The sequence below is a fragment of the Arthrobacter sp. CAN_A212 genome (genome assembly GCF_015752345.1).
GTDB lineage: Bacteria > Actinomycetota > Actinomycetes > Actinomycetales > Micrococcaceae > Arthrobacter_D.
Genome location: NZ_JADOUT010000009.1, coordinates 26,918 through 48,935, shown reverse-complemented (window position 1 = coordinate 48,935; position 22,018 = coordinate 26,918). Strand labels below are relative to the sequence as shown.

General features: G+C 65.2%; 23 protein-coding genes. 20 read left to right on the top strand and 3 right to left on the bottom strand.

The window, feature by feature from the left end; genetic code table 11:
- The first annotated feature begins 24 nt into the window (after positions 1 to 24).
- From folE to dhaM, 19 genes are all read left to right on the top strand, one after another.
- Complete coding sequence (gene folE / locus IWX64_RS08740; RefSeq protein ID WP_196866746.1) at positions 25 to 642, top strand: GTP cyclohydrolase I FolE; 618 nt, start codon at positions 25 to 27, stop codon at positions 640 to 642.
- Between the two features lie 12 nt (positions 643 to 654).
- Entirely contained in the window at positions 655 to 1,560 is a 906-nt protein-coding gene (folP, locus tag IWX64_RS08735) for a dihydropteroate synthase (protein WP_196866745.1), read from the top strand.
- A gap of 9 nt (positions 1,561 to 1,569) precedes the next feature.
- Positions 1,570 to 1,959: a dihydroneopterin aldolase gene (gene folB / locus IWX64_RS08730; protein WP_196866744.1), complete on the top strand. Its 390-nt coding sequence runs from the start codon at positions 1,570 to 1,572 to the stop codon at positions 1,957 to 1,959.
- The gene (folK, locus tag IWX64_RS08725) at positions 1,956 to 2,468 is read left to right on the top strand and encodes a 2-amino-4-hydroxy-6-hydroxymethyldihydropteridine diphosphokinase (protein WP_196866743.1); all 513 of its coding nucleotides are present in this window, start codon (positions 1,956 to 1,958) and stop codon (positions 2,466 to 2,468) included. Before folB ends, folK begins: the two co-directional genes overlap by 4 nt.
- Positions 2,456 to 2,953 carry a DUF3180 domain-containing protein gene (locus IWX64_RS08720; RefSeq protein ID WP_196866742.1) on the top strand — a complete coding sequence of 166 codons (498 nt, stop codon included), beginning with the start codon at positions 2,456 to 2,458 and terminating at the stop codon, positions 2,951 to 2,953. The genes folK and IWX64_RS08720 overlap by 13 nt, the downstream gene beginning before the upstream one ends.
- Positions 2,946 to 3,461 carry a PH domain-containing protein gene (locus tag IWX64_RS08715; RefSeq protein ID WP_196866741.1) on the top strand — a complete coding sequence of 172 codons (516 nt, stop codon included), beginning with the start codon at positions 2,946 to 2,948 and terminating at the stop codon, positions 3,459 to 3,461. Before IWX64_RS08720 ends, IWX64_RS08715 begins: the two co-directional genes overlap by 8 nt.
- Positions 3,458 to 5,086 (top strand): PH domain-containing protein, encoded by a 1,629-nt coding sequence (locus IWX64_RS08710; protein WP_196866740.1) that lies wholly within the window; start codon positions 3,458 to 3,460, stop codon positions 5,084 to 5,086. Before IWX64_RS08715 ends, IWX64_RS08710 begins: the two co-directional genes overlap by 4 nt.
- Complete coding sequence (locus tag IWX64_RS08705; protein ID WP_196866739.1) at positions 5,073 to 5,987, top strand: Rossmann-like and DUF2520 domain-containing protein; 915 nt, start codon at positions 5,073 to 5,075, stop codon at positions 5,985 to 5,987. The genes IWX64_RS08710 and IWX64_RS08705 overlap by 14 nt, the downstream gene beginning before the upstream one ends.
- Entirely contained in the window at positions 5,980 to 6,897 is a 918-nt protein-coding gene (gene panC / locus IWX64_RS08700; RefSeq protein WP_334683221.1) for a pantoate--beta-alanine ligase, read from the top strand. Before IWX64_RS08705 ends, panC begins: the two co-directional genes overlap by 8 nt.
- A 143-nt stretch (positions 6,898 to 7,040) precedes the next feature.
- Entirely contained in the window at positions 7,041 to 8,504 is a 1,464-nt protein-coding gene (gene lysS / locus IWX64_RS08695) for a lysine--tRNA ligase (protein WP_196866813.1), read from the top strand.
- Positions 8,497 to 8,691: a hypothetical protein gene (locus IWX64_RS08690; protein ID WP_196866738.1), complete on the top strand. Its 195-nt coding sequence runs from the start codon at positions 8,497 to 8,499 to the stop codon at positions 8,689 to 8,691. Before lysS ends, IWX64_RS08690 begins: the two co-directional genes overlap by 8 nt.
- Positions 8,692 to 8,820: 129 nt before the next feature.
- On the top strand, positions 8,821 to 9,141 hold the full coding sequence (locus IWX64_RS08685; protein ID WP_171584970.1) for a histone-like nucleoid-structuring protein Lsr2: 321 nt from the start codon (positions 8,821 to 8,823) through the stop codon (positions 9,139 to 9,141).
- Positions 9,142 to 9,272: 131 nt separating this feature from the next.
- Positions 9,273 to 11,780, top strand: coding sequence for an ATP-dependent Clp protease ATP-binding subunit (locus IWX64_RS08680; protein ID WP_196866737.1), 2,508 nt, complete (start codon positions 9,273 to 9,275; stop codon positions 11,778 to 11,780).
- Between the two features lie 179 nt (positions 11,781 to 11,959).
- Entirely contained in the window at positions 11,960 to 14,062 is a 2,103-nt protein-coding gene (locus IWX64_RS08675) for a S9 family peptidase (RefSeq protein WP_196866736.1), read from the top strand.
- Between the two features lie 27 nt (positions 14,063 to 14,089).
- The gene (locus IWX64_RS08670) at positions 14,090 to 14,641 is read left to right on the top strand and encodes an amino-acid N-acetyltransferase (protein WP_196866735.1); all 552 of its coding nucleotides are present in this window, start codon (positions 14,090 to 14,092) and stop codon (positions 14,639 to 14,641) included.
- An 81-nt stretch (positions 14,642 to 14,722) separates the two neighbouring features.
- Complete coding sequence (locus IWX64_RS08665; protein WP_196866734.1) at positions 14,723 to 14,905, top strand: CsbD family protein; 183 nt, start codon at positions 14,723 to 14,725, stop codon at positions 14,903 to 14,905.
- A 283-nt stretch (positions 14,906 to 15,188) separates the two neighbouring features.
- On the top strand, positions 15,189 to 16,190 hold the full coding sequence (gene dhaK, locus IWX64_RS08660; RefSeq protein ID WP_196866733.1) for a dihydroxyacetone kinase subunit DhaK: 1,002 nt from the start codon (positions 15,189 to 15,191) through the stop codon (positions 16,188 to 16,190).
- Between the two features lies 1 nt (position 16,191).
- Positions 16,192 to 16,845: a dihydroxyacetone kinase subunit DhaL gene (dhaL, locus tag IWX64_RS08655; protein ID WP_196866732.1), complete on the top strand. Its 654-nt coding sequence runs from the start codon at positions 16,192 to 16,194 to the stop codon at positions 16,843 to 16,845.
- On the top strand, positions 16,842 to 17,588 hold the full coding sequence (gene dhaM, locus IWX64_RS08650) for a dihydroxyacetone kinase phosphoryl donor subunit DhaM (protein WP_196866731.1): 747 nt from the start codon (positions 16,842 to 16,844) through the stop codon (positions 17,586 to 17,588). The genes dhaL and dhaM overlap by 4 nt, the downstream gene beginning before the upstream one ends.
- A 7-nt stretch (positions 17,589 to 17,595) precedes the next feature.
- On the opposite strand, the gene IWX64_RS08645 is transcribed toward dhaM, so the two are convergent.
- A complete protein-coding gene (locus IWX64_RS08645; protein ID WP_196866730.1) occupies positions 17,596 to 18,543 on the bottom strand; it encodes an A/G-specific adenine glycosylase in 948 nt (315 codons plus the stop codon).
- Between the two features lie 86 nt (positions 18,544 to 18,629).
- Between IWX64_RS08645 and IWX64_RS08640 the strand changes: the two genes are divergently transcribed.
- The gene (locus tag IWX64_RS08640; protein ID WP_196866729.1) at positions 18,630 to 19,316 is read left to right on the top strand and encodes a hypothetical protein; all 687 of its coding nucleotides are present in this window, start codon (positions 18,630 to 18,632) and stop codon (positions 19,314 to 19,316) included.
- Positions 19,317 to 19,381: 65 nt separating this feature from the next.
- Here IWX64_RS08640 and disA read toward each other — a convergent pair whose 3' ends face one another.
- Both disA and radA read right to left on the bottom strand, forming a co-directional pair.
- Positions 19,382 to 20,458 carry a DNA integrity scanning diadenylate cyclase DisA gene (disA, locus tag IWX64_RS08635; protein ID WP_196866728.1) on the bottom strand — a complete coding sequence of 359 codons (1,077 nt, stop codon included), beginning with the start codon at positions 20,456 to 20,458 and terminating at the stop codon, positions 19,382 to 19,384.
- Positions 20,459 to 20,622: 164 nt separating this feature from the next.
- Positions 20,623 to 21,999 carry a DNA repair protein RadA gene (gene radA, locus IWX64_RS08630; protein WP_196866727.1) on the bottom strand — a complete coding sequence of 459 codons (1,377 nt, stop codon included), beginning with the start codon at positions 21,997 to 21,999 and terminating at the stop codon, positions 20,623 to 20,625.
- Positions 22,000 to 22,018 lie beyond the last annotated feature (19 nt).

Genomic DNA, 22,018 nt, shown 5'->3' with positions numbered 1-22,018 from the left:
GGGGCAACGCGTAGGATTACTTCAGTGACAGATTTTGACGATGAAGTATTCTCCGCGGCCCTCGTAGCGGCTGGGTCGCCGGTGGACCAACCGAGAATCGAGCGCGCAGTGCGCGAGATCCTTGCCGCCATCGGTGAAGACCCTGACCGCGACGGCCTGGTGGAAACCCCGAAACGGGTGGCGAAAGCCTATGCGGAGTTCTTCGCCGGGCTGCATCAGGACCCGGCGGAGATCCTTTCCACCACCTTCGAGATCGACCATGAAGAGCTGGTCCTGGTGAAGGACATCCCGTTCTACTCGACCTGCGAACACCACCTCGTTCCGTTCCACGGTTCAGCCCACATCGGGTACATCCCCTCGGCTGAGGGTAGGGTCACCGGGCTGAGCAAGCTCGCCCGGCTGGTGGAGGTGTTTGCCCGGCGCCCCCAGGTGCAGGAGCGGCTCACCACCCAGATCGTCGAGGCACTCATGACGCACCTGCAACCGAAGGGTGCGATTGTGGTGGTGGAATGCGAACACATGTGTATGTCCATGCGCGGCGTGCGTAAACCTGGCGCCAAGACCGTCACGTCGGCGGTCCGCGGCCAGGTGCGGGACCCCGCCACCCGCGCTGAAGCCATGAGCCTGATACTCGGAAGATAGGACCACATACCGATGGATTCACTTGCAGCGGCGCCGGGAACCGGGCCCGCCACCTCCCCCCTTCCCGTCCTGCGGGTCTCGAAGGTAGCGAAAACCTTCAAAGACCTTCCGTCCGGCCGTTCCCTGGTCATGGGGGTCCTGAATGTCACCCCCGACTCCTTCAGCGACGGCGGCCGTTTCGCCAGCACCGACGATGCCATCTCCGAGGGCCTCCGGATGCACTACGCGGGCGCAGACATCATTGACGTGGGCGGCGAATCGACCCGACCCAACGCGGATCAGACGAGCCCCGACGAGGAACAGCAGCGCATCCTGCCGGTGGTCGCTGCACTGGTGAAGGCGGGAGCACTCATCAGCGTGGACACCATGCACGCCTCGACCGCAGCCAGGGCGCTGGACGCCGGGGCCGCCCTGGTCAATGACGTGTCCGGCCTGGACTACGACCCGGCCATGCCCACCCTGATCGCCGAACGCAACGTCCCGTACGTGCTGCTGCACCGTCGAGGCACCGCAGCGACCATGGGTTCACTCGCCCAGTACGGGGAGGTAGTGGACGAGGTTATCGCCGAACTGATGACGGTCCGGGATGCTTTTGTCGAGGCCGGAGTGGATCCCGGGATGATCATCCTCGACCCCGGTCTGGGTTTTGCGAAGAACGAGGAGCACAACTGGGCGATTCTGCGCGCCGTGGACCGGTTCACGGCGCTGGGCCACCGGGTCCTGATCGGGGCGTCTCGCAAACGCTTCCTCGGCACGCTGCTCACCTCGGCTGGAAAGGCCGCAGCACCCCAGGAACGCGATTCGGCGACCGTTGCCGTCTCCGCTCTCGCGGCAGCCGCGGGCGCGTGGGGGGTCCGGGTGCACGACGTCGGCCCCAACCTGGATGCCGTCAAGGTTTCCGCCGCGTGGACCGACTAGGCCGGGCCAATGACAACCGTCCAGCAGGACACCATCACGATCACCGGCATCACTGCGGTCGGTTTCCACGGCGTATTCGATTCCGAGCGCCGGGACGGCCAGCCGTTCGTCGTCGACGTCGTCCTGCACCTGGACCTCCGCGCAGCCGGAACCACCGACAATCTGGAAGCGACCGCCCACTACGGCGACGTGGCCGAGCAGGTGGTTGCAGCGGTCACCGGTGAACCGTTGAACCTCATCGAAGCGCTGGCCGATCGAATCGCGGCCGGCCTGCTCGCCGGGTTCCCGGCAGAATCGGTCCAGGTGACCGTGCACAAGCCAAAGGCCCCCATCCCGGTGCCCTTTGGGGACGTCTCCGTCTCCATTGTGCGCACCCGGATCGGTCAGGGATCGTTGTGACCGACAGGGTGCGGTCAGTGCTGGCGCTGGGGAGCAACCTCGGCGACAGCCATGGCACCCTGTCCCTCGCCGTCGCGGACCTCGTGGACAACCCGCGGGTCCGGCTGCGCGAAGTCTCACCGGTGGTACGGTCCACCGCTGTTGGCGGCCCGGAACAGCCCGACTACCTCAACATGGTGATCGAGGTCGAAACCGACCTCAGCCCCTACGAGTTTCTTGCCCACTGCCAGGCCGTCGAGAATTTACACCGCCGGACCCGGGACGTCCGGTGGGGCCCACGTACGCTCGACGTGGACATCATCACCTTCGGCGACTACACGTCCGACGACGAACTCCTCACCCTCCCTCACCCCAGGGCAGCCGAGCGTGCCTTCGTCCTGCAGCCGTGGGCGTGGATGGACTCCACGGCGCGGCTCGGCGGACGGCTGGTGACCGAACTGGTCGGCGGTACCGCCGACCACGCGGAAATCCGGCCCTACGAGGGGGCCGATACGCCGTGGGCACTGTAAAGTTCAGCTGGCTGGCCGGCTTCGGTGTGGTCGCAGCGATCGCCGGCTGGGTGGTGAACTGGTGGGCCAACCGCAACGGTTTCCCGCCGCCGACCCTCCACCTGAGCTCACTGCTGACGGTCGCGGCCATCCTGACCATCACGCTGATCTTTGGCTTCCGGGTGCTGCGCTGGCGCAACGGCCGACGCGACCGTGTGCTCAACCCGATCCTCGCCGCCCGCACAGTCGTCCTGGCGCAGGCCACCGCCTACGCGGGCGCGCTGAACACGGGGTGGCACCTGGGCATCCTGGTGGACCAGCTCTCACTGGTAGCGGTGCGCGGTGTCACCGGGTCGCTGTGGGGGACCCTCGTGCTGGCTGGTAGCGGTATCGTGATGATCGTCGTCGGTCTGGTGGTGCAGGGATTCTGCCGGCTCCCGCCCGACGACGAAGCGGACGGTCTCGACCGCAACGGTAGGCGGAATGACGAGGGGGAGTATGCGTAAGGAACCAATTGACCCGGATGGGCTGGAGTGGAAGCGGGTATCGCCGAAGTATCTGACGGTCCGGCTGCTCGGCTGGGTGGTTGGCACGGTCATCAACCTCGCGATCTTCAGCATTCCCCTGATCCTGGTCCTCACCGACGTCTGGTGGGGTTTCCCGCCGCTGTGGGTTGCCTGGGCCCTGCCGATCATCACCCTGGTGGTCTCTGTGTGGCGCGGAGTCCTCATTCCCCGCCAGGTCGCCGCGATCGGCTACGCGGAACGCAATGAGGATCTTTTGATCCGCACCGGTGTCTTCTACCAGCGCACCATGGTGGTGCCGTACGGCCGGATGCAGTACGTCGACGTTGCCGTAGGTCCGATCGACCGGGCCTTCGGTCTGTGCAGCCTGAAGCTGCACACCGCCTCCCCGGGCACCAACGCCTCCATTCCGGGGCTGCCAGGCGACGAGGGCGCCCGCCTCCGGGAGCAACTGTCTGCCCGCGGTGAGGCGAAGCTGGCCGGACTGTGACCACCCACGATCAGGCGCCACCGGACGGCCCCGCCGCCCCGGATCCGACCCTCCTGGCAACGTCAGAGGACCAGTGGAGCCGCGTTCACGTCATTTCCCCGCTGGTACGCGGGTGGATTGCCCTGCTGGCCATCGCCTTCTTCGCCGGGCGGGACCTCTTTGAAGGCGCCCTGGTGGGCGAAGAGTCGCCGGGCCTGTCCGACGGCGGCGTCCGGCTGCCCTGGACAATTGCCATTATCGCCGGCGTGGTGGTGTTGGTGGCGGTGGGCTTCATGCTGTCCTGGTATTTCACGCGGTACCAGGTAACCGAACATCATGTGAGGGTTAATTCGGGCGTGGTGTTCCGCCAGAACCGGCAGGCGAGGCTGGACCGGGTACAGGCGATCGACGTCGTCCAGCCGTTCCTCGCGAGGGTGTTCGGACTCGCGGAACTGAAGTTCGAAGTGGCCGACGCCGGGGAGTCCGCGGTCAAGCTGGCCTTCCTGAAACTCAGTGACGCCCAACGTCTTCGTGCAACCATCCTCGCCCGTGCCGCGGGGGTCAGTATCGACCCCGAGCATCCGGAGGACATCCAGGAGGCGCCGGAGCGGGAAGTACTGGCGCTGAAGCCGGGCCGGGTGATCGCCTCAACCCTGCTTTCCGGGACAACCATTTTTCTCATCTTCGGGGTGGCGGCGGTGGTGGTGTTCGCCGTGACCCTCGATGCGGCGGCCCCGCTCGCGGTCATCATCCCGCTGGGCCTTGGTGTAGCGGGTGGCTACTGGAGCAGCATCAAGAACGGGTTCAACTTCCGGGCTGCCATCTCCCCAGACGGTATCCGGGTCCGATACGGCCTGCTCGATACCCGGACCCAGACCGTCCCACCCGGCCGGATCCAGGCCGTGGGAATCAGCCAGTCACCACTGTGGCGTGCCAAGGGCTGGTACCGGATGACCGTGAACGTGGCGGGGTACGGGATTGCCGCCACCGGTGACGCCCAGGCGCGGGCCACGCTGCTGCCGGTCGGAACCCGCCAGGACGTCCTGCAGCTCCTTGCCCTGGTGCTCCCGAATCCTGGTATCGACGAGCCGGTCGAGGTTTTCACCGCCGGGATGGAGGGCAGGGACAGCCTCGCCGGATTCCTGACCACCCCGCGGCGGGCACGCTGGATCGGACCATTTGAATGGCGGCGTAACGGATTTGCCGTCACCGATACAGCGCTCCTGATCCGCTCCGGGTTTTTCTGGCGGAAGCTCGCTGTGGTGCCGCATGAGCGTACCCAGTCCCTGGCCCTGCAACAGGGTCCGGTGTACCGGCGTTTTGGGGTCGCCGACCTTCTGCTCCACACCACTCCTGGACCGGTCAGCCCACGAATCCAGCAGGTTGATGAGGAGACCGCCTGGCGGCTCTTCCACGAACAGGGCATCCGGGCCGCCGAGGCGCGCCGTCGGAGTGTGCCCGAGCAATGGATGAGACCCGTGGAGGTGGCCGAGGCGACGCTCATGCCACGCGCGCCGTCGTACACGGACCCCGACCCCGGGGAAGCCTCCGCTCCTCATCCGGTGGAAGCTCACGATCCTCACCCGGTAGAAGAGCGGCCCGCTCCGGCGGAACGCAGTGGAGACACCCCTGATGGCCAACGCTAGCGGGAGCCGACGTCCAGGCAGGCTCGGGGTCGGGATCATCGGCGCCGGGAAGGTGGGGGCGGTCCTTGGGGCCGCGCTGCGCGCTGCCGAACACGCCGTGATAGGCGTCTCGGCTGTCTCCGAGGCAAGCCTCGAACGCGCAGAGATGTTGCTGCCCGGCGTACCCGTGCTGACCATCCCCGAAATCATCGAACGGTCCGAGCTGGTACTCATCGCTGTCCCGGACGATGCCCTGCCCGACCTGGTGGACGGCCTCGCCAAGCTGGGGGCCTGGCAGCCCGGGCAGCTCGTCGCCCACACCTCCGGCCGGTTCGGTATCTCGGTACTTGAGCCGGCCCGTGGAATGGGTGCCATTCCGCTCGCTCTGCATCCCGCCATGACCTTCACCGGTATGAGCCTCGACCTGGCCCGGCTGCCCGATTGCAGTTTCGGAATTTCGGCACCGTCAGCGGTGCTCCCCGTTGCGCAGGCGCTCGTGGTGGAGATGGGCGCCGAACCGGTGGTGATCGACGAGGCCCACCGGCCGCTCTATCACGCGGCGCTGGCGCACGCCTCGAACCACCTGGTGACGATCACCGCCCAGTCAACGCAGCTCCTCACGGACATCGGGGTCGAGCAGCCGCACCGGATGCTCGGTCCGCTGATGAGGGCGTCGCTGGAAAATGCGCTGTCTGCGGGAGAGGGTGCCCTCACCGGGCCGGTCGCCCGGGGGGACACCGGAACAGTTGAAGCCCACCTCTCAGCGCTTGAAGACCACACGGCGGCGGACATTCGGGCCGCCTACCGTTCACTGGCTATTGCCACGGCGCAGCGCGCGGTGGACCGCGGGCTGCTCAGCGAGGCACAGGGGAGCGCCATCACCCGGGTGCTCGCTCAGTCCCAGGAGGAAACTGATGAGTGAAACCGTGATGCCTCGCGTGGTGAAGACCTCGGCTGACCTGAGGTTGGCCACCTCCGAACTGCTCGGCGGGCACCCGGCGACCAACCATGCCGATCAACAGCGAAGCCTCGGGTTCGTTCCCACGATGGGCGCCCTGCACGAGGGCCATGCGGCGCTGGCGCGGGCTGCCCGGCGGGACAACGAGGTGGTCGTCGCTTCAATCTTCGTGAACCCGCTGCAGTTTGGTGAGCCGTCAGACCTTCAGCGCTACCCGCGGCAGCTGGAAAAGGACCTTGAACTACTGGCTGGCTGCGGGGTCGATCTGGTGTTCGCTCCCTCGGAGGAGGAGATGTACCCGGCCGGCCCACCACTCGTCACGGTGAACTCCGGCGAGCTGGGGCAAAAGTTTGAGGGCGCAGCCCGACCGGGACACTTCGATGGAATGCTCACCGTGGTGGCGAAGTTGCTGCACCGGGTAGCTCCAGGAGTGGAAGCAGCCTATCGGTGCTACTTCGGCCAGAAGGACGCGCAACAGCTGGCACTGATCCGTCGGATGGTCAACGACCTGGATTACCCCGCCGAGATCATCGCGGTTCCCACTGTCAGGACCCCCGCTGGATTGGCCCTCTCCAGTCGGAACCGGTTCCTTGAGGCGGACGAGGAGAACGCCGCCCTGGTGCTGTCCCGTGCCCTCCGCCTGCTTGTCGACCGGGCCCGGCGCCACGAGCCGTTGGATATCGACTCAGCCGTGGCGTTGGTCACTGGCCAGCCAGAAGTCAGCCTGGATTATTTCGAGGTCGTCGACCCGTCGACCCTTGAGCCGTTGGCATTCAACTGCAAGGATAAGCCCTTTACCGGGGAGGCACTTGCCCTTGTTGCGGCCAGGGTGGGTTCGGTCCGGCTGATCGACAACGCTCCCCTGGGGCAGTAGGCCCGGCCGTCAGGCGCCCACCAAATGCGTGCGGCGGAGCCTAGCCGGTACCCTTATATATCGTGACCACAGATAATTCCAGCACCGCAGTAGACTCCGTCGTGAATGATGGCGTGGGCAACGCCGACGAGACCACCGAACAAATGCGCATCCGCATTCAGAAGCGCGAGCGGCTGATTGACCGTGGCGACGAAGCGTATCCGGTCAAGCCGGAGCGGACGCACTCCCTTGCACAGCTGCGGGCCGATTTCGGTCACCTCGAGGCAGAGGAGACCGCCGGTGAGGTTGTCTCGGTGGTAGGACGGGTCGTGTTCGTTCGCAACACCGGAAAGCTCTGCTTTGCCACCCTCCAGGAGGGAGACGGCTCCCGTCTGCAGGCCATGCTCAGTCTTGCCGAAATCGGGGAACAGTCCCTCGCCGACTGGAAAGCTCTGGTGGACCTCGGCGACCACGTCGCGGTTCATGGCGAAGTGATCAGTTCCAAGCGTGGGGAACTATCCGTCATGGCCGACGGGTGGTCGATGGCGTCGAAAGCACTCCGCCCGCTACCGACCCTGCATGCCGGTGTCAACGAAGAGACCCGGGTCAGGCAGCGCTATGTCGACCTGATGGTGCGTGCTGAAGCCCGCGAAATGGTGCGCACACGCGCAGCGATCGTGCGTTCAATCAGGGAAACATTGCACTCACTTGAATATGTTGAAGTGGAAACACCAATACTTCAGCTGGTCCATGGCGGCGCTGCTGCACGACCGTTTGATACCCATCTGAACGCCTTTGACCAGAAAATGACGCTCCGCATTGCGCTTGAGCTGTACTTGAAGCGGGCTGTCGTAGGCGGAATAGATAGGGTCTATGAGATCGGCCGTATTTTCCGGAATGAGGGTGTCGACTCCACCCACAGCCCGGAATTCACCATGCTGGAGTGCTACGAGGCGTACACCGATCAGTTCGGAATGGCGGAGCGGATGAAGGAAATCATTCTGAATTGCGCCGACCTCCTTGGCTCCCGGACCATTGAAACCGAGGCCGGCATCATTGACCTCGACGGCGAGTGGCGGTGGCTAGGGGTGTACCCGGGTCTTTCGGAGGTAGTGGGGCAGGAAATCACGCCGGACACCACTAAGGATGAGTTGCGGGCTATTGCCGAAAAGCATGAGGTGCAGGTTGCGCCGGAATGGGGCAGCGAGAAACTTGTTCTTGAATTGTTTTCGGAATTGGTTGAACCGACCCTGATCCAGCCGACCTTCGTCTATGACTACCCGCCCTCCGCGCAGCCCCTCGCCCGGCCACACCGTGAGGATCCCCAACTCATTGAGGCGTGGGACCTCATCATTGGTGGCATGGAACGCGGGACCGCATTCTCCGAGCTGATCGACCCGGTCATCCAGCGCGAGCGGTTGGTTGAACAATCACGCCAGGCAGCAGCCGGTGACGATGAGGCGATGCAACTGGACGAAGACTTCCTGCGGGCGTTGGAGTACGGGGCTCCGCCCATGGGCGGAATCGGCCTGGGCATTGACCGGCTGGTGATGCTCTTCACCAATGCGGGTATTCGGGAGACCATCCTCTTTCCCATTCTGAAACCGGTTGGAGATAGTCATGCTTGAGTATGTTGCGGTATTGCTCCCGTCGATTGCAGTAGGAGTGATTTTTTTCTTTGTCATGCGTTCAATTTTCAACGCAGATCGCACCGAACGTGAGGCAATGGCCAAGGCTGATGAACAGCATGAGCAGCCGGACTCTGAAGCAAACGCCGCACCCGCTGATGAGGATCGGCCCGAGCCGTCACGGTGATCGCGGTTCTGCCGGTATTCCGACAAAAGTTTGTAAACGTCTTCTTTGTCCTGTGCTTTGACGATTAGTGTGCGACAGGCACATAATTAGGTGGACATAACAATTCACCAAAAAACGCAGGAGCAAACTGTGGCACAAAAAGTAAAGATCCTCCTGATCGATGACCTCGACGGTGGAGAAGCGGATGAAACTGTACGTTTTGGACTTGATGGTGTGCAGTATGAAATTGATCTTTCAAAATCACACGCGAAAGAACTTCGCGGCGCATTGAGCAATTACGTCTCCGGCGCCCGTCGAAGCAGCCAGGTCAAGGCGAGGGTAGCTACGCCAGGCCGGAACCAGGAGGCAGCCCAGGTTCGTGAGTGGGCGCGGGCGAATGGTTACAACGTCTCGGCCCGAGGCCGTGTCAACAGCGAAATCGTCGAAGCGTACCGCGCCGCGCAACGCTAAAGAGTCACCGGGCTGCGTCCCTGAGGGGCGCAGCCTCAGGTGGGTGTGATATCTCGCCTGTGGCGAACACGCTCCAAAAGCCAGTGCAGGACACGTAGCATCGAATTACGCGTTAGCTAGGAGTGTGCCCCATGTTTGAGAGATTTACCGACCGCGCCCGTCGTGTTGTTGTGCTGGCCCAAGAAGAGGCCCGCATGCTCAACCACAATTACATCGGCACCGAGCACATCCTGCTCGGTCTCATCCATGAGGGAGAAGGCGTCGCCGCGAAGGCGCTGGAGTCCCTCAGCATCTCCCTTGGCGCCGTCCGCGAACAGGTCCAGGAGATCATCGGCCAGGGGCAGCAGGCCCCTTCAGGCCACATCCCGTTCACCCCACGGGCGAAGAAAGTCCTCGAGCTTTCCTTGCGTGAAGCCCTGCAGCTCGGCCACAACTACATTGGCACCGAGCACATCCTGCTCGGCCTCATCCGCGAGGGTGAGGGTGTTGCGGCCCAGGTGCTCGTCAAGCTTGGCGCGGACCTGAACCGTGTCCGTCAGCAGGTCATCCAGCTGCTCTCCGGTTACCAGGGCAAGGAGCCGGCTTCGGTCGGCGGCCAGCAGCAGGAAGGAACGCCGGCAGGATCGGTTGTGCTTGACCAGTTCGGCCGTAACCTCACCCAGGCAGCCCGCGAGGGCAAACTCGACCCGGTCATTGGACGCGCCCTGGAAATGGAGCGCGTGATGCAGGTGCTGTCGCGCCGCACCAAGAACAATCCCGTCCTCATCGGTGAGCCAGGTGTCGGCAAGACAGCTGTGGTTGAGGGACTCGCCCAGGCAATTGTCCGCGGAGACGTCCCCGAGACCATCAAGGACAAGCAGCTCTACACCCTTGACCTCGGTTCACTCGTCGCCGGCTCCCGGTACCGCGGTGACTTCGAGGAGCGTCTGAAGAAAGTACTCAAGGAGATCCGCACCCGCGGTGACATCATCCTGTTCATCGACGAGATCCACACCCTCGTCGGGGCAGGGGCCGCCGAGGGAGCCATCGACGCCGCGTCGATCCTGAAGCCCATGCTCGCCCGTGGGGAACTGCAGACCATCGGTGCCACCACCCTCGACGAGTACCGCAAGCACATCGAGAAGGATGCCGCCCTGGAACGTCGGTTTCAGCCCATCCAGGTGCAGGAACCCTCCGTCGCGCACACCATCGAGATCCTCAAGGGCCTGCGGGACCGCTACGAGGCACACCACCGCGTATCGATCACCGACGAGGCGCTGACCTCGGCCGCAACCCTGGCTGAACGCTACATCTCTGACCGGTTCCTGCCGGACAAGGCTATCGACCTGATCGACGAGGCCGGGGCACGCCTGCGCATCCGTCGGATGACCGCGCCCCCGGAGCTGAAGGAAATCGACGATCGGATCGCCGACGTGAAGCGCGAGAAGGAGTCGGCGATCGATGCGCAGGACTTCGAAGGAGCCGCTTCGCTGCGCGACAAGGAGCAGAAACTCCACGATGAGCGGATGGAGAAGGAGCGCCGGTGGAAGTCCGGTGGCCTCGACGACATTGCCGAGGTGGATGAGGAACTCATCGCCGAAGTACTTGCCAACTCCACCGGCATCCCCGTCTTCAAGCTCACGGAAGAGGAATCTTCACGACTGCTCAAGATGGAGGACGAGCTGCACAAGCGGGTCGTCGGCCAGAATGACGCGATTAAGGCCATCTCGCAGGCAATCCGCCGGACGCGGGCAGGCCTGAAGGATCCGAAGCGCCCCGGCGGCTCGTTCATCTTCGCGGGCCCCACCGGCGTCGGCAAGACCGAACTTGCCAAGGCGCTTGCTGAATTCCTGTTCGGCGACGAAGACGCACTGATCACCCTGGATATGTCCGAGTACTCGGAAAAGCACACGGTGTCACGCCTCTTCGGTGCCCCTCCCGGATATGTCGGCTATGAAGAAGGTGGACAGCTCACCGAGAAGGTGCGGCGTCGTCCATTCTCAGTGGTGCTGTTCGATGAGGTAGAGAAGGCCCACGCCGATCTATTCAACTCGCTGCTCCAGATTCTTGAGGATGGCAGGTTGACTGATAGCCAGGGCCGGGTGGTGGACTTCAAGAACACCGTCATCATCATGACCACCAACCTGGGTACCCGGGACATCTCCAAGGGCGTCATGACCGGTTTCCAGTCCGGCACCGACACCACCACCACCTACAACCGGATGAAGGCGAAGGTGACGGAGGAGCTCAAGCAGCACTTCCGCCCAGAGTTCCTCAACCGTGTTGACGACACGGTGGTGTTCCCGCAGCTGACCCAGGACGAGATCGTCGAGATCGTCGACCTGTTCCTGGAACGGCTGGGGAAGCGGATGGCGGACAAGGGTATGAGCATCGAGCTCACACCCGCCGCGAAGGTGCTCCTGGCCACCCGGGGGTACGACCCATCGATGGGTGCTCGGCCGCTACGCCGCACCATCCAGCGCGAGATCGAGGACCAGCTTTCCGAAAAGATCCTCTTCGGGGAACTGAAGTCCGGAGAACTGGTTTCGGTTGACATTGAGGGTGAGGGAGATGAAGCACGCTTCACCTTCGTCGGCCACGGTGCTCCGAAGGAACTCGAGGACGCACCGGCAGCGATTGAGGCCACGGTCCCCGAGTAGGCTCGGGCCCACACGCGAAACGCGATGAAAGCCCCTGGCCGGCACGAGAGTGCCGGCCAGGGGCTTTTTCGTTGCCAGGAACACCCGCACCCATCCAGACTTGTGTGCCTGAAGCAACCTATTACTCTCTCAGAGAATTTCCTGTGAACCACACCACAAGCGGTGGTACAGATAGGTCCATGACTTCCGAATCGGCTCCGAACACCACCGCTTTGCCCGAGACCCCCTTCCACGATCTGGATCACTTCATCGCGATCCCCCGGCTGGGAGGATTGGCTATCAGTCCCGACGGCTCCCGGCTGGTGACGACCGTCGCGACGCTGAACCACAAGAAGACCGAGTACAAGACGGCGCTGTGGGAGCTCGACCCGACCAGTGAAAAGCCCGCCCGGCGCCTGACCCGCAGCAGCAAAGGCGAGTCGGGGGCAGCGTTCCTGGCCAGCGGAGATCTCCTGTTCACCTCCACCCGACCCGACCCGGACAGCAGCGCTTCGGACGCCGGCAAGGACGCCACCAATGCGCTCTGGCGGCTCCCTGCGGCCGGTGGGGAGGCGCGGGTGGTGCTGTCACGTCCGGGTGGCGTCAGCGGCATCCTCACGCCCCGGCACGCCGAGGGGGCGGTCATCATCGCCGACGTTCTGGCGGGCTCAACCGACGAAACGGACGACGGCGAACGCCGGACCGTCCGCAAGGACGCTTCGGTAGCAGCCATCCTCCACTCCGGCTATCCGGTCCGCTACTGGGACGCCGACCTGGGACCCGCCGAGCCGCGCTATTTCGCCCTCGAGGCTGACGCTTCGAACGAGCGCCTTCCCTCAACCGTCGACGCCAGCGCTCAGGCCCGGCTGCGCGACCTCACGCCCGCTGCGGGGCAGGCGCTCCGTAACGCCGCCCAGGTGGTCAGCCCGGATGGGTCAGTCGTGATCACCTCCCTCAGTGTCCCCACGGGGCTCGGCAGCCTCCGCAGCGTCCTGGCACGCATCGAGGTCCGGACCGGCGAACGAGCTATCATCCTCGATGATCCCGGCTACGATTTCTCCCCTGGACCGATCAGCCCCGACGGGACCACGCTGGTGGTCCACCGTGCCCGGCGGACCACCGCCAGCGTGTCGGCGCAGCAGACCCTTGGCCTGCTTCCCGTTGCGGGTGGAGAGCTCACCGACCTAGCCGCCGACTGGGACCGCTGGCCAGCCCCCGCAGCCTGGCTGCCGGACGGCAGCGCGCTGCTCGCCACCGCAGACGAGGAGGGCGCGTCACCCGTGTTCAGGATCGCTGTTGATTCCGGCGAGGTGACCCGGGTGACCGGTGATAACGCCTCCTACACCAACGTGGTCCTGTCGCCCGACGGCGGTACGGCCTACGCGCTGCGCAGCTCCTATGAGTTCCCCGCCGAGGTTGTCAGGATCGACCTCTCCAGCTCGACGGTAGTGGCACTGAGCGGACCGGTGGAGCGGCCAGCGCTCCCAGGGCGGCTGGAACGGGTGGAGACGACCGCCGAAGACGGCCAGAAAATCGGATCCTGGCTGGTCCTCCCGGAGGACGCCAGCGCAGCCACACCAGCGCCGCTGCTGCTCTGGATCCATGGCGGCCCGCTCGGCTCCTGGAACGCCTGGACCTGGCGTTGGTCCCCGTGGCTGCTCGCAGCCCAGGGCTACGCCGTGCTTCTCCCCGACCCCGCCCTGTCGACCGGGTACGGACAGCACATGATCGACCGGGGCTGGGGTCAGTGGGGCAAGGCGCCCTACACCGACCTGATGGCCGCCACCGACGACGTCGTATCCCGTCCCGACATCGACGAGACCCGCACCGCGGCGATGGGTGGATCCTTTGGCGGCTATATGGCCAACTGGATTGCCGGGCACACCGACAGGTTCACCGCGATCGTCACCCACGCCAGCCTGTGGGCGCTCGACCAGTTCGGACCGACCACTGACGCGTCCTACTACTGGGAGAAAGAAATGACGCCCAGGATGGCGTCGGAGAACTCACCCCACCACCACGTCGACCGCATCGCCACGCCCATGCTCGTGATTCACGGCGACAAAGACTACCGGGTTCCCATTGGGGAGGGCCTGCGGCTCTGGTATGAGCTGCTGTCCAAATCCCAGCTGGCGGTCGACGAGGAAGGCAGGACCGAACACCGCTTCCTGTACTTCCCCGACGAAAACCACTGGATCCTCAAACCGCAGCACGCGAAGGTCTGGTACGGCGTCGTTGAGCACTTCCTGGCGCACCATTTACTGGGCAGGGATCTGCAACTGCCGCGGGAGCTCGGTCTGTAGCAGTACCGGCGCCGCTAGACTTCGGTAGTGAATTCTTCCTTCAGGATCCGGCCCGCCCGCACCGCCGACGTCCCAGCGATCAAGGCACTGGTGGCGCCGCTGGCCGACAACCGGGTGCTGATGGCCAAGGAGACGGTCGCCTATTACGAGGGTCTGCAGGAATTCCGCATTGCCGAGGACGACGACGGCGTCCTCGGCTGCGGCGCACTGCACGTCATGTGGGAGGACCTGGCGGAGATCCGCACCCTCGCCACGTCGCGCGCCGCACAGGGCCGCGGTGTCGGCACCGCGCTGGTGGAGTGGCTGCTCGCCGATGCCCGCGACCTCGGCGTCGAACGTGTCTTCTGCCTGACCTTCGAAGTGAAGTTCTTCCAACGCCAGGGATTCCAGGTGATGGCGGATCAATCAGCGGTGGACCCCACGGTCTATTCGGAGCTCCTCCGCTCCCACGACGAGGGCGTGGCGGAGTTCCTCGACCTCGCCAGGGTTAAACCCAACACCCTTGGCAACACGCGGATGATCCGTCAGCTCGGGAATCAACCGGCGGCAAAGGTGGCATCCCGGCCCGTGGATAGATAAGCTAAGGGGGCTTGGCATCTATGACGATGCGACAAGCGGATCCCGAAACCGGGGTCCAACCGAGCGAAAGTAGGTCACACTATGGGTGCAGACGACAAGGCAGCAAACTCCGGCGAGAAGCTGGGCGGCAAGATCAAAGAAGGCGTTGGCAAGCTCACCGGCAACGAAAAGATGGAAGCCGACGGTCACAAAGACCAGGCCTCGGGCGACATCAAGAATGCTGGCGAGAACGTCAAGGACGTTTTCAAGGGTGACAACCGCTAGTTCTGGTCCGCGCCGGTATCCGCAAGACTATTAATTGTCGGCGGAAGCCAAATCGAGGATTCTCCCTGTGGGAGGGGCCGAGCTGTTTCAGCTCGGGGCCCCTCCCACAGTCAGTTAAACGTCCAGGTACCTGCGCCGGCACGCCAGTGCCTTCACCTGAGCTGGACCAGTAGTTGCCCCTATAGGCAAGGGGTTGGGCTGAGGGTAGGGTTCAGACAAGCCCAGCAGGTCCGGCGGGCCCGTCAAACCCAAGATATCCATGCCCGTTCACCGAGGAGCCGCCATGAAAAAGCTAATCAACGATCCCAGACAGGTGGTCACTGAGTCAGTGGAAGGGTTCGGGGCTGCGCACGCGGACCTGGTCAGGGTCCACCCGGATCCCCTGTTTATCACCCGCCGTGACGCGCCCCGTCAGGGAAAGGTGGGACTGGTCTCGGGTGGTGGCAGCGGCCACGAACCCCTGCATGCCGGGTATGTGGGGATGGGCATGCTCGATGCCGCGGTGCCGGGCGCGATGTTTACCTCCCCGACACCCGACCAGATCCTCCCCGCCACCACGGCCGTCGATGGTGGGGCGGGAGTGCTGCACATCGTCAAGAACTACACCGGCGACGTCCTCAATTTCGAGACTGCAGCGGAACTGGCGGAAGCCGAGGGAGTCACGGTCCGGTCCGTCCTGGTGAACGACGACGTCGCCGTTGAGGACTCGCTGTACACCGCGGGCCGTCGTGGGGTTGGCGGCACGGTACTGGTCGAGCGAATTGCCGGTGGCGCAGCGGAACGGGGCGACACCCTCGACGCTGTAACTGCGGTGGCCCAGCGGGTCATCGACAATGTCAGGTCAATGGGGGTGGCCCTGGCCGCCTGCACCGTCCCGCACGCCGGTCAGCCGAGCTTCGAGCTCACGGACGAGGAGATCGAGATCGGGATTGGCATCCACGGGGAACCGGGCCGGCACCGGATCGCGATGGAGCCCGCCGACGGGATCACCGGGCGGCTGATGGAGCCGATTCTCTCAGACCTCGGGGTGGGCAGCGGTGAGCGCGTCCTGCTGTTCGTCAACGGGATGGGGGGCACTCCGGCGAGCGAGCTGTACATCGTCTACCGCCGGGCCCGCCAGTTGCTCGAGGAACGCGGGATCGTCGTCGAACGCTCACTGGTGGGCAACTACATCACGGCACTGGAAATGCAGGGCGCCTCCATCAGCGTGCTGCGCCTGGACGACGAGATGGTCGAGCTGTGGGACTCCCCGGTCCGGACCGCCGCACTCCGCTGGGGGGTCTAGGGTGGCCGAAGGAGCTGCCACCCTCACTACGGTATGGGTGGTGGATTGGCTGCGGGAAAGTGCGCGGGTGATCGGCGAACACCGCCAGGAGCTCATCGACCTGGACCGTGCGATCGGCGACGCTGATCACGGAGAAAATCTGGATCGCGGCTTTTCTGCCGTTCTGGCGAAGCTTGACGGGGCCGACCCCGGTACCCCGGCGGCCATGCTGAAGCTGGCCGCGATGACCCTGATGTCCTCGGTCGGCGGTGCCGCCGGCCCGCTGTACGGGACGGCGTTCCTGCGAGCCGCCACCTCACTGGGAGATACCGAGCAGATCGGGCCCGACGACGTCGTCGGGCTGTTGACCGCCGCCAGGGACGGGGTGGTAGCCCGCGGGAAGGCTGAGCCAGGCGACAAGACGATGGTTGATGCGTGGACTCCCGCCGTGGAGGCGGCGGGAACAGCGGCGATGGCCGGAGCGTCAGTGGTCGAGGTGCTAGCGGCGGCAGCCAACGCAGCCAACGCCGGTGCCACCGCCACCGAACCACTGATCGCCCGGAAAGGGCGGGCAAGCTACCTGGGCGAACGCAGCGCCGGGCATCTTGATCCCGGCGCGGTCTCCACCGGGTTGATCCTGCAGGCTGCAGTCGATGCTGCGGGAGGGCAGCCGTGAACGTCGGCCTGGTCATCGTGTCGCATAGCTCGAAGATCGCTGAGGGGGTGTGTGATCTGTCCCGGCAGATGGCATCCGACGTCGAACTGGTACCTGCAGGAGGGGTCGAGGACGCTGAAGGGAAGTCGCGGATCGGGACCAGTTTTGAGAAGGTGCTGGCAGCGATTTCAGCCGCGGACAGCGGTGCAGGGGTCGTGGTGCTGACTGACCTGGGGTCAGCAGTGATGACCGCTGAGATGGTACTGGAGTTTATCGACAATGACCAACGGGGGAGGGTACGGCTGGCCCGCGCCGCCCTGGTCGAGGGGGCGGTCGCCGCGGCCGTCGAAGCCCAGACCGGTGCCGACGCCGATCAGGTGGTCCGTGCGGCCGAGGCAGCAGTGGTGGCCCTGGATCCGGTTGCCCTTGAGCCTTTCGTCAGCCATGCAGCCGCTGCCCCGGGGGACGTGCAGGCGGGTTCGGCCGTCACCGAGGGGGAGCCCGTTGAAGGGTCCTGGGAGCTGCCGAACCCCATGGGGCTCCACGCACGGCCGGCTGCCACCCTCGCCCGAATGATGAGCGAACTGGACGCTGAGGTGAGTGTGAACGGCGTCGACGCGAAATCGGTGATGCTCCTGATGAGCCTGGGGCTGGGGCAGGGCAAGGTCCTGACCGCGTCTGCGGCCGGTCCGGACGCGCAGAAGGCGATCGACCAGATCGGCAGCGAAGTCACCAGCGGATTCGGTGAACTGGCCGCAGGGTAGGGCACAGCTAGCGGGGGAGCGCGATCCCCTCAGGAGTTTCACGCGCCAGGCCGTCCTTCACCAGGCCGGTCAGCGACCTTTCCAGCTGGTCCGTGGGCGCGTTCAGCCGGTGCAGTTTCAGCAGCGGTGACACGGGGACACCGGGTCCCGCATTGAGGGTCAGGTCCACGGGCTCAGCGACGAGTAACTCCCGGATCACCGGTCCGGCCGCGTCCCGGAGCACCCCCATCATCGCCCCCCGCACCTGGCGGTCGGTACCTGCCCACGCCTGACCCTTGGGCACATACAGCGGTTCCGGGCGGCCAGCTGCCACCCACGCACAGCTCTCAAGCACCGGGCACTGTTCGCATTTCGGGGACCGGGCGGTGCACACCAGCGCACCGAGTTCCATCACCGCGGCGTTCCAGCGCACGGAACGGGCGTCGTCGTCGGGCATTAGTCCTGCGGCACGCCGCATTTCGGCGGCCGTAAGGGCTGGCGCAGGTAACGCTTCGCCGCCTATCAGGCGGGCGTGCACCCGGCGGATGTTGGTGTCCACCACGGTCTCCCGTTTCCCGAAGGCAAATGCCGCGATCGCTGCCGCGGTGTAGGTGCCAACCCCGGGGAGGGTCAGCAACTCGTCATAGGTATCGGGGACCTCACCGTGATGGCGCTCCACGATTGTGTGGGCGGCTCCATGCAGGCGGAGAGCCCGCCGTGGATAACCCAGCCTGCCCCAGTTCCGTACTGCCTCGCCAGGGCCCGCCGCCGAAAGATCAGCAGGGGTGGGCCACCGGGACATCCACTCGGTAAAGACCGGCAGTACCCGCACCACGGGCGTCTGCTGCAGCATGAATTCGCTCACCATGACGGCCCACGGGGTGCGGGTGGGCCCGCGCCAGGGCAGGTTTCGGGCTTCGGCATCGAACCACTCGATGATGCGCTGATGCAGCCGGGCAGGTGACACCGGATCCATTAACCCTCCTGTTAGTCGACCATCAATACTGTACTGACCGGCGTGGTGTGACAGGTATCCGGGTCCGGGGTCCCTAGCCTTAAGGCATGGATTCGCAGGGGGATACTTCGCGGGACGGCACGCCACGGGTCAGCCCCCGGGTTTATCACCGGCGCAGAATCGCCGTGCTGATCCTGGCCCTCCTGGTGGTTGGCGCCCTGGTGTGGGCCGGAATCGTGATCGCCGGGCTGATCGGCGGCGACCAGAACGGCGAAGCTGCACCCGCCCCCACAGCTGCCCCGTCCGCTGCGCCCGCAACCCCTACCCCGGCGGCAGCCGAGTCGACCGGGCCCGCCGAGACTTCCGAGCCGACCGAAGAGCCATCCGCGTCCCCCTCCCCGACGGAGGACGCCTGCGCGGAAGCCCAGGTGGAGGTCGCTGCGTCCACTGATGCTGAGGCCTACGAGCCGGAGCGGAACCCAGTACTCACGCTGACGGTTTCCAACACCGGGGACGAGGCCTGCCCGGTTAATGTGGGCACCTCGCAGATGGAATTCCTGGTCACCAGCGGAGAGAACCGGGTTTTCTCCTCAGCCGACTGCCAGGAGGGTGCGGAGGATCTCATCCGCGAGATACCGGCCGGCGGTTCGGAAGAGGCGAACTTCACCTGGGAACGGATCCGCAGCTTACCCGGCTGTGAGACGGTCGAAGCGACCCCCGCCCCGGGTTCCTATGACCTGACGGTATCCCTCGGAGACAGGACCAGCGACGCGTCGACCTTCGAACTGCAGTAGCGTCCCCACCGCGGTCTCTAACGAACCGGTCGCCTGAACGCCGATTGGCTTGACGAACCGGCTGCCTACATAAAGCGGTCGAGCAGGCTCGTCTCGGCGATCCGGGAGAGCCCTTCCCGGACCGTGCGCGCCCGCTGCTCGCCGATGCCATCCACGGCCATCAGGTCCTCGATGTTCGCGGCCATCAGGTTCTGCAGGCCCCCGAAATGGTCGACCAGCCGGTTGGCGACGGCAGGCGGGACAGCCTTGATTCCCGAGACCAGCCGGAAACCCCTGGGCTGTACCACCGCGTCGAGTGAGTCGATCGAGGGGTTGAACCCGACGACGCTGGCGATCGTGCCCAGGTCGATCAATTCCGTCGAGCTGAACCCCCGCAGCGTGGCGAGCTGTTCCTCCACGACCGGCGTCGCCACCCCTATGTCCAGGTAGTCCCTGAGCACCAGTTCGCTGCCTGGTCCGAGCCCGGTCGTCAGCTCCTCGACCTGCAGGGTAAGCAGCCGGCCGTCCACACCGAGCTCGAGCACATACTGCGAGATTTCCTCGGAAATTCGTCTGACCATTTCCTGGCGCTGCAGTGTCACCGCCACATCGCGCACCGTGACCATCGCCTCGATCTCCAGCGCCGACAGGGACCCGGTGACCTGGTCCAGGCGGGCACGGTAACGCTCGAGGGTGGCGAGGGCCTGGTTGGCGCGTGCGAGGACCGGTTCTGAGCCTTCCAGCACGTGCCGGAGGCCGTTGATGTACAGGGCAATAATCTGCATTGACTGGCTGACGGAAATCACCGGGAGCCCGGTTTGGATCGCCACCCGCTCGGCGGTCCGGTGCCGCGTCCCCGACTCCTGGGTGTCGATGGTGTGGTCCGGGACCAGTTGCACGGCGGCCCGCAGGATGTTGCTCGCGTCCTTGTCGCAGACGATCGCGCCGTCCATCTTCGCGAGCTCCCGCAGCCTGGTGGGGGAGAAAGTGATCCCGATGTCGAACCCGCCGGAACAGATCGAATCCACCGTCCGGTCAAAGCCGAGCACAATCAGTGCCCCGGTGCGCCCACGAAGGATACGCTCCAGTCCGTCCCGCAGTGCGGTGCCGGGCGCAACGCGCGCCAGGGTGGCCTTCAACGCGTCCTCTGGACTGCGAACCATTGCCACTTCCTTCCGGCTACCGGCATTGCCAGCCGGAATCCGGATGCGCAAGGCCCTGCCGCGCAGACACCAGCGCAGCCGTTCCAATCCTAGTGGGAACGCTGCCTAAACCCGGATACCGGTTAGCTGCGCAAATTCGTAACGGTTGGTCGGTCTGGGCTTCTCTAAAACAACAACTCGAGGGCCTGAGTCAGGGTTGAGACCTCGTGGACCGTGAAACCGGCGGGCACCCTGCCTGGCCCGTTGGGGGATGCTGGCACCACCGCGTGGGTGAAGCCGAGCCGCTCCGCCTCCTGCACCCGCTGGGCGATCCCTGGCACCGGCCGGACCTCACCGGCAAGCCCCACCTCGCCGAACGCGATCAGCCGTGCGGCAAGCGGCTGGTTCGTCTTCGCGGACGCGATCGCCAACGCAACCGCCAGATCGGTGGCCGGCTCACTGAGTTTGACCCCGCCGACCGTCGCCACATAGCTGTCATCCTTATGCAGGCTTAGCGACGCGCGCCGCTGCAGCACCGCCAGCAGCATCGCAACGCGCGAACTGTCGAGCCCGCTGGTGGCGCGTCGGGGTTGTGAGTTTGAGGACTCGGCAAGCAGGGCCTGCACCTCGGCCAGCAACGGCCGGCGTCCCTCGAGGGTCACCGTAATGCAGGTGCCGGAAACCGGGTCCTTGGTGCGTGAGACAAACAGGCCGCTGGGGTCGGCGAGGCCCTCGACCCCGGTCTCGGTGAGGTCGAAACACCCCACCTCGTCGGTGGGCCCGTAACGGTTCTTGATGGCCCGCATCAGCCGGAGCCGCGAATGGCGGTCGCCCTCAAACTGGCACACCACATCCACCAGGTGTTCCAGCAGGCGCGGGCCCGCGATCGAGCCGTCCTTGGTGACATGGCCCACCAGGATGGTGGTCATGCCCCGGGTCTTCGCGGCGGCAATCAACGACGCCGCCACCTCCCGGACCTGGGTCACGCCACCGGCGGTGCCGTCCACCGCTGAACTGCTCAGGGTCTGAACGGAGTCGACGATCAGCAGGGACGGCGACAACCGCTCCACCTGACCGAGGGCCTGGCCGAGGTCGGACTCGGCGGTCAGGTACAGGGTTTCGGCAAGGGCTCCGATCCGCTCAGCCCGCAGTTTCACCTGGGCTGAGGACTCCTCGCCCGTAATGTAGAGGACATCTTTGCCAAGTCGTGCAACCCGAGCCGCTACGTCGAGCACCAGAGTGGACTTGCCCACCCCGGGTTCCCCGGCGAGGAGGATTACCGCCCCAGGCACGAGGCCGCCACCGAGCACCCGGTCCAGCTCGCCGATCTGGGTGGGCTGGTAGGAGGCAGCGCTGGCATCGATCTCCGCGATTTTCAGGGCGGGGGAGGCAACCGTGACTGCCGCCGTCGTCCGTGCCACTACCTGGCCGGTCTCCTCGACCGTGCCCCAGGCCTGGCATTCCCCGCACCGGCCAACCCATTTGGCGGTGGTCCACCCGCATTCACCGCACCGGTAGGCGGGAGCAGAGGTGCGTGCCGGGCGTGCTGTCTTTGTTGCCATGGTCTCTAACGTACCGGCG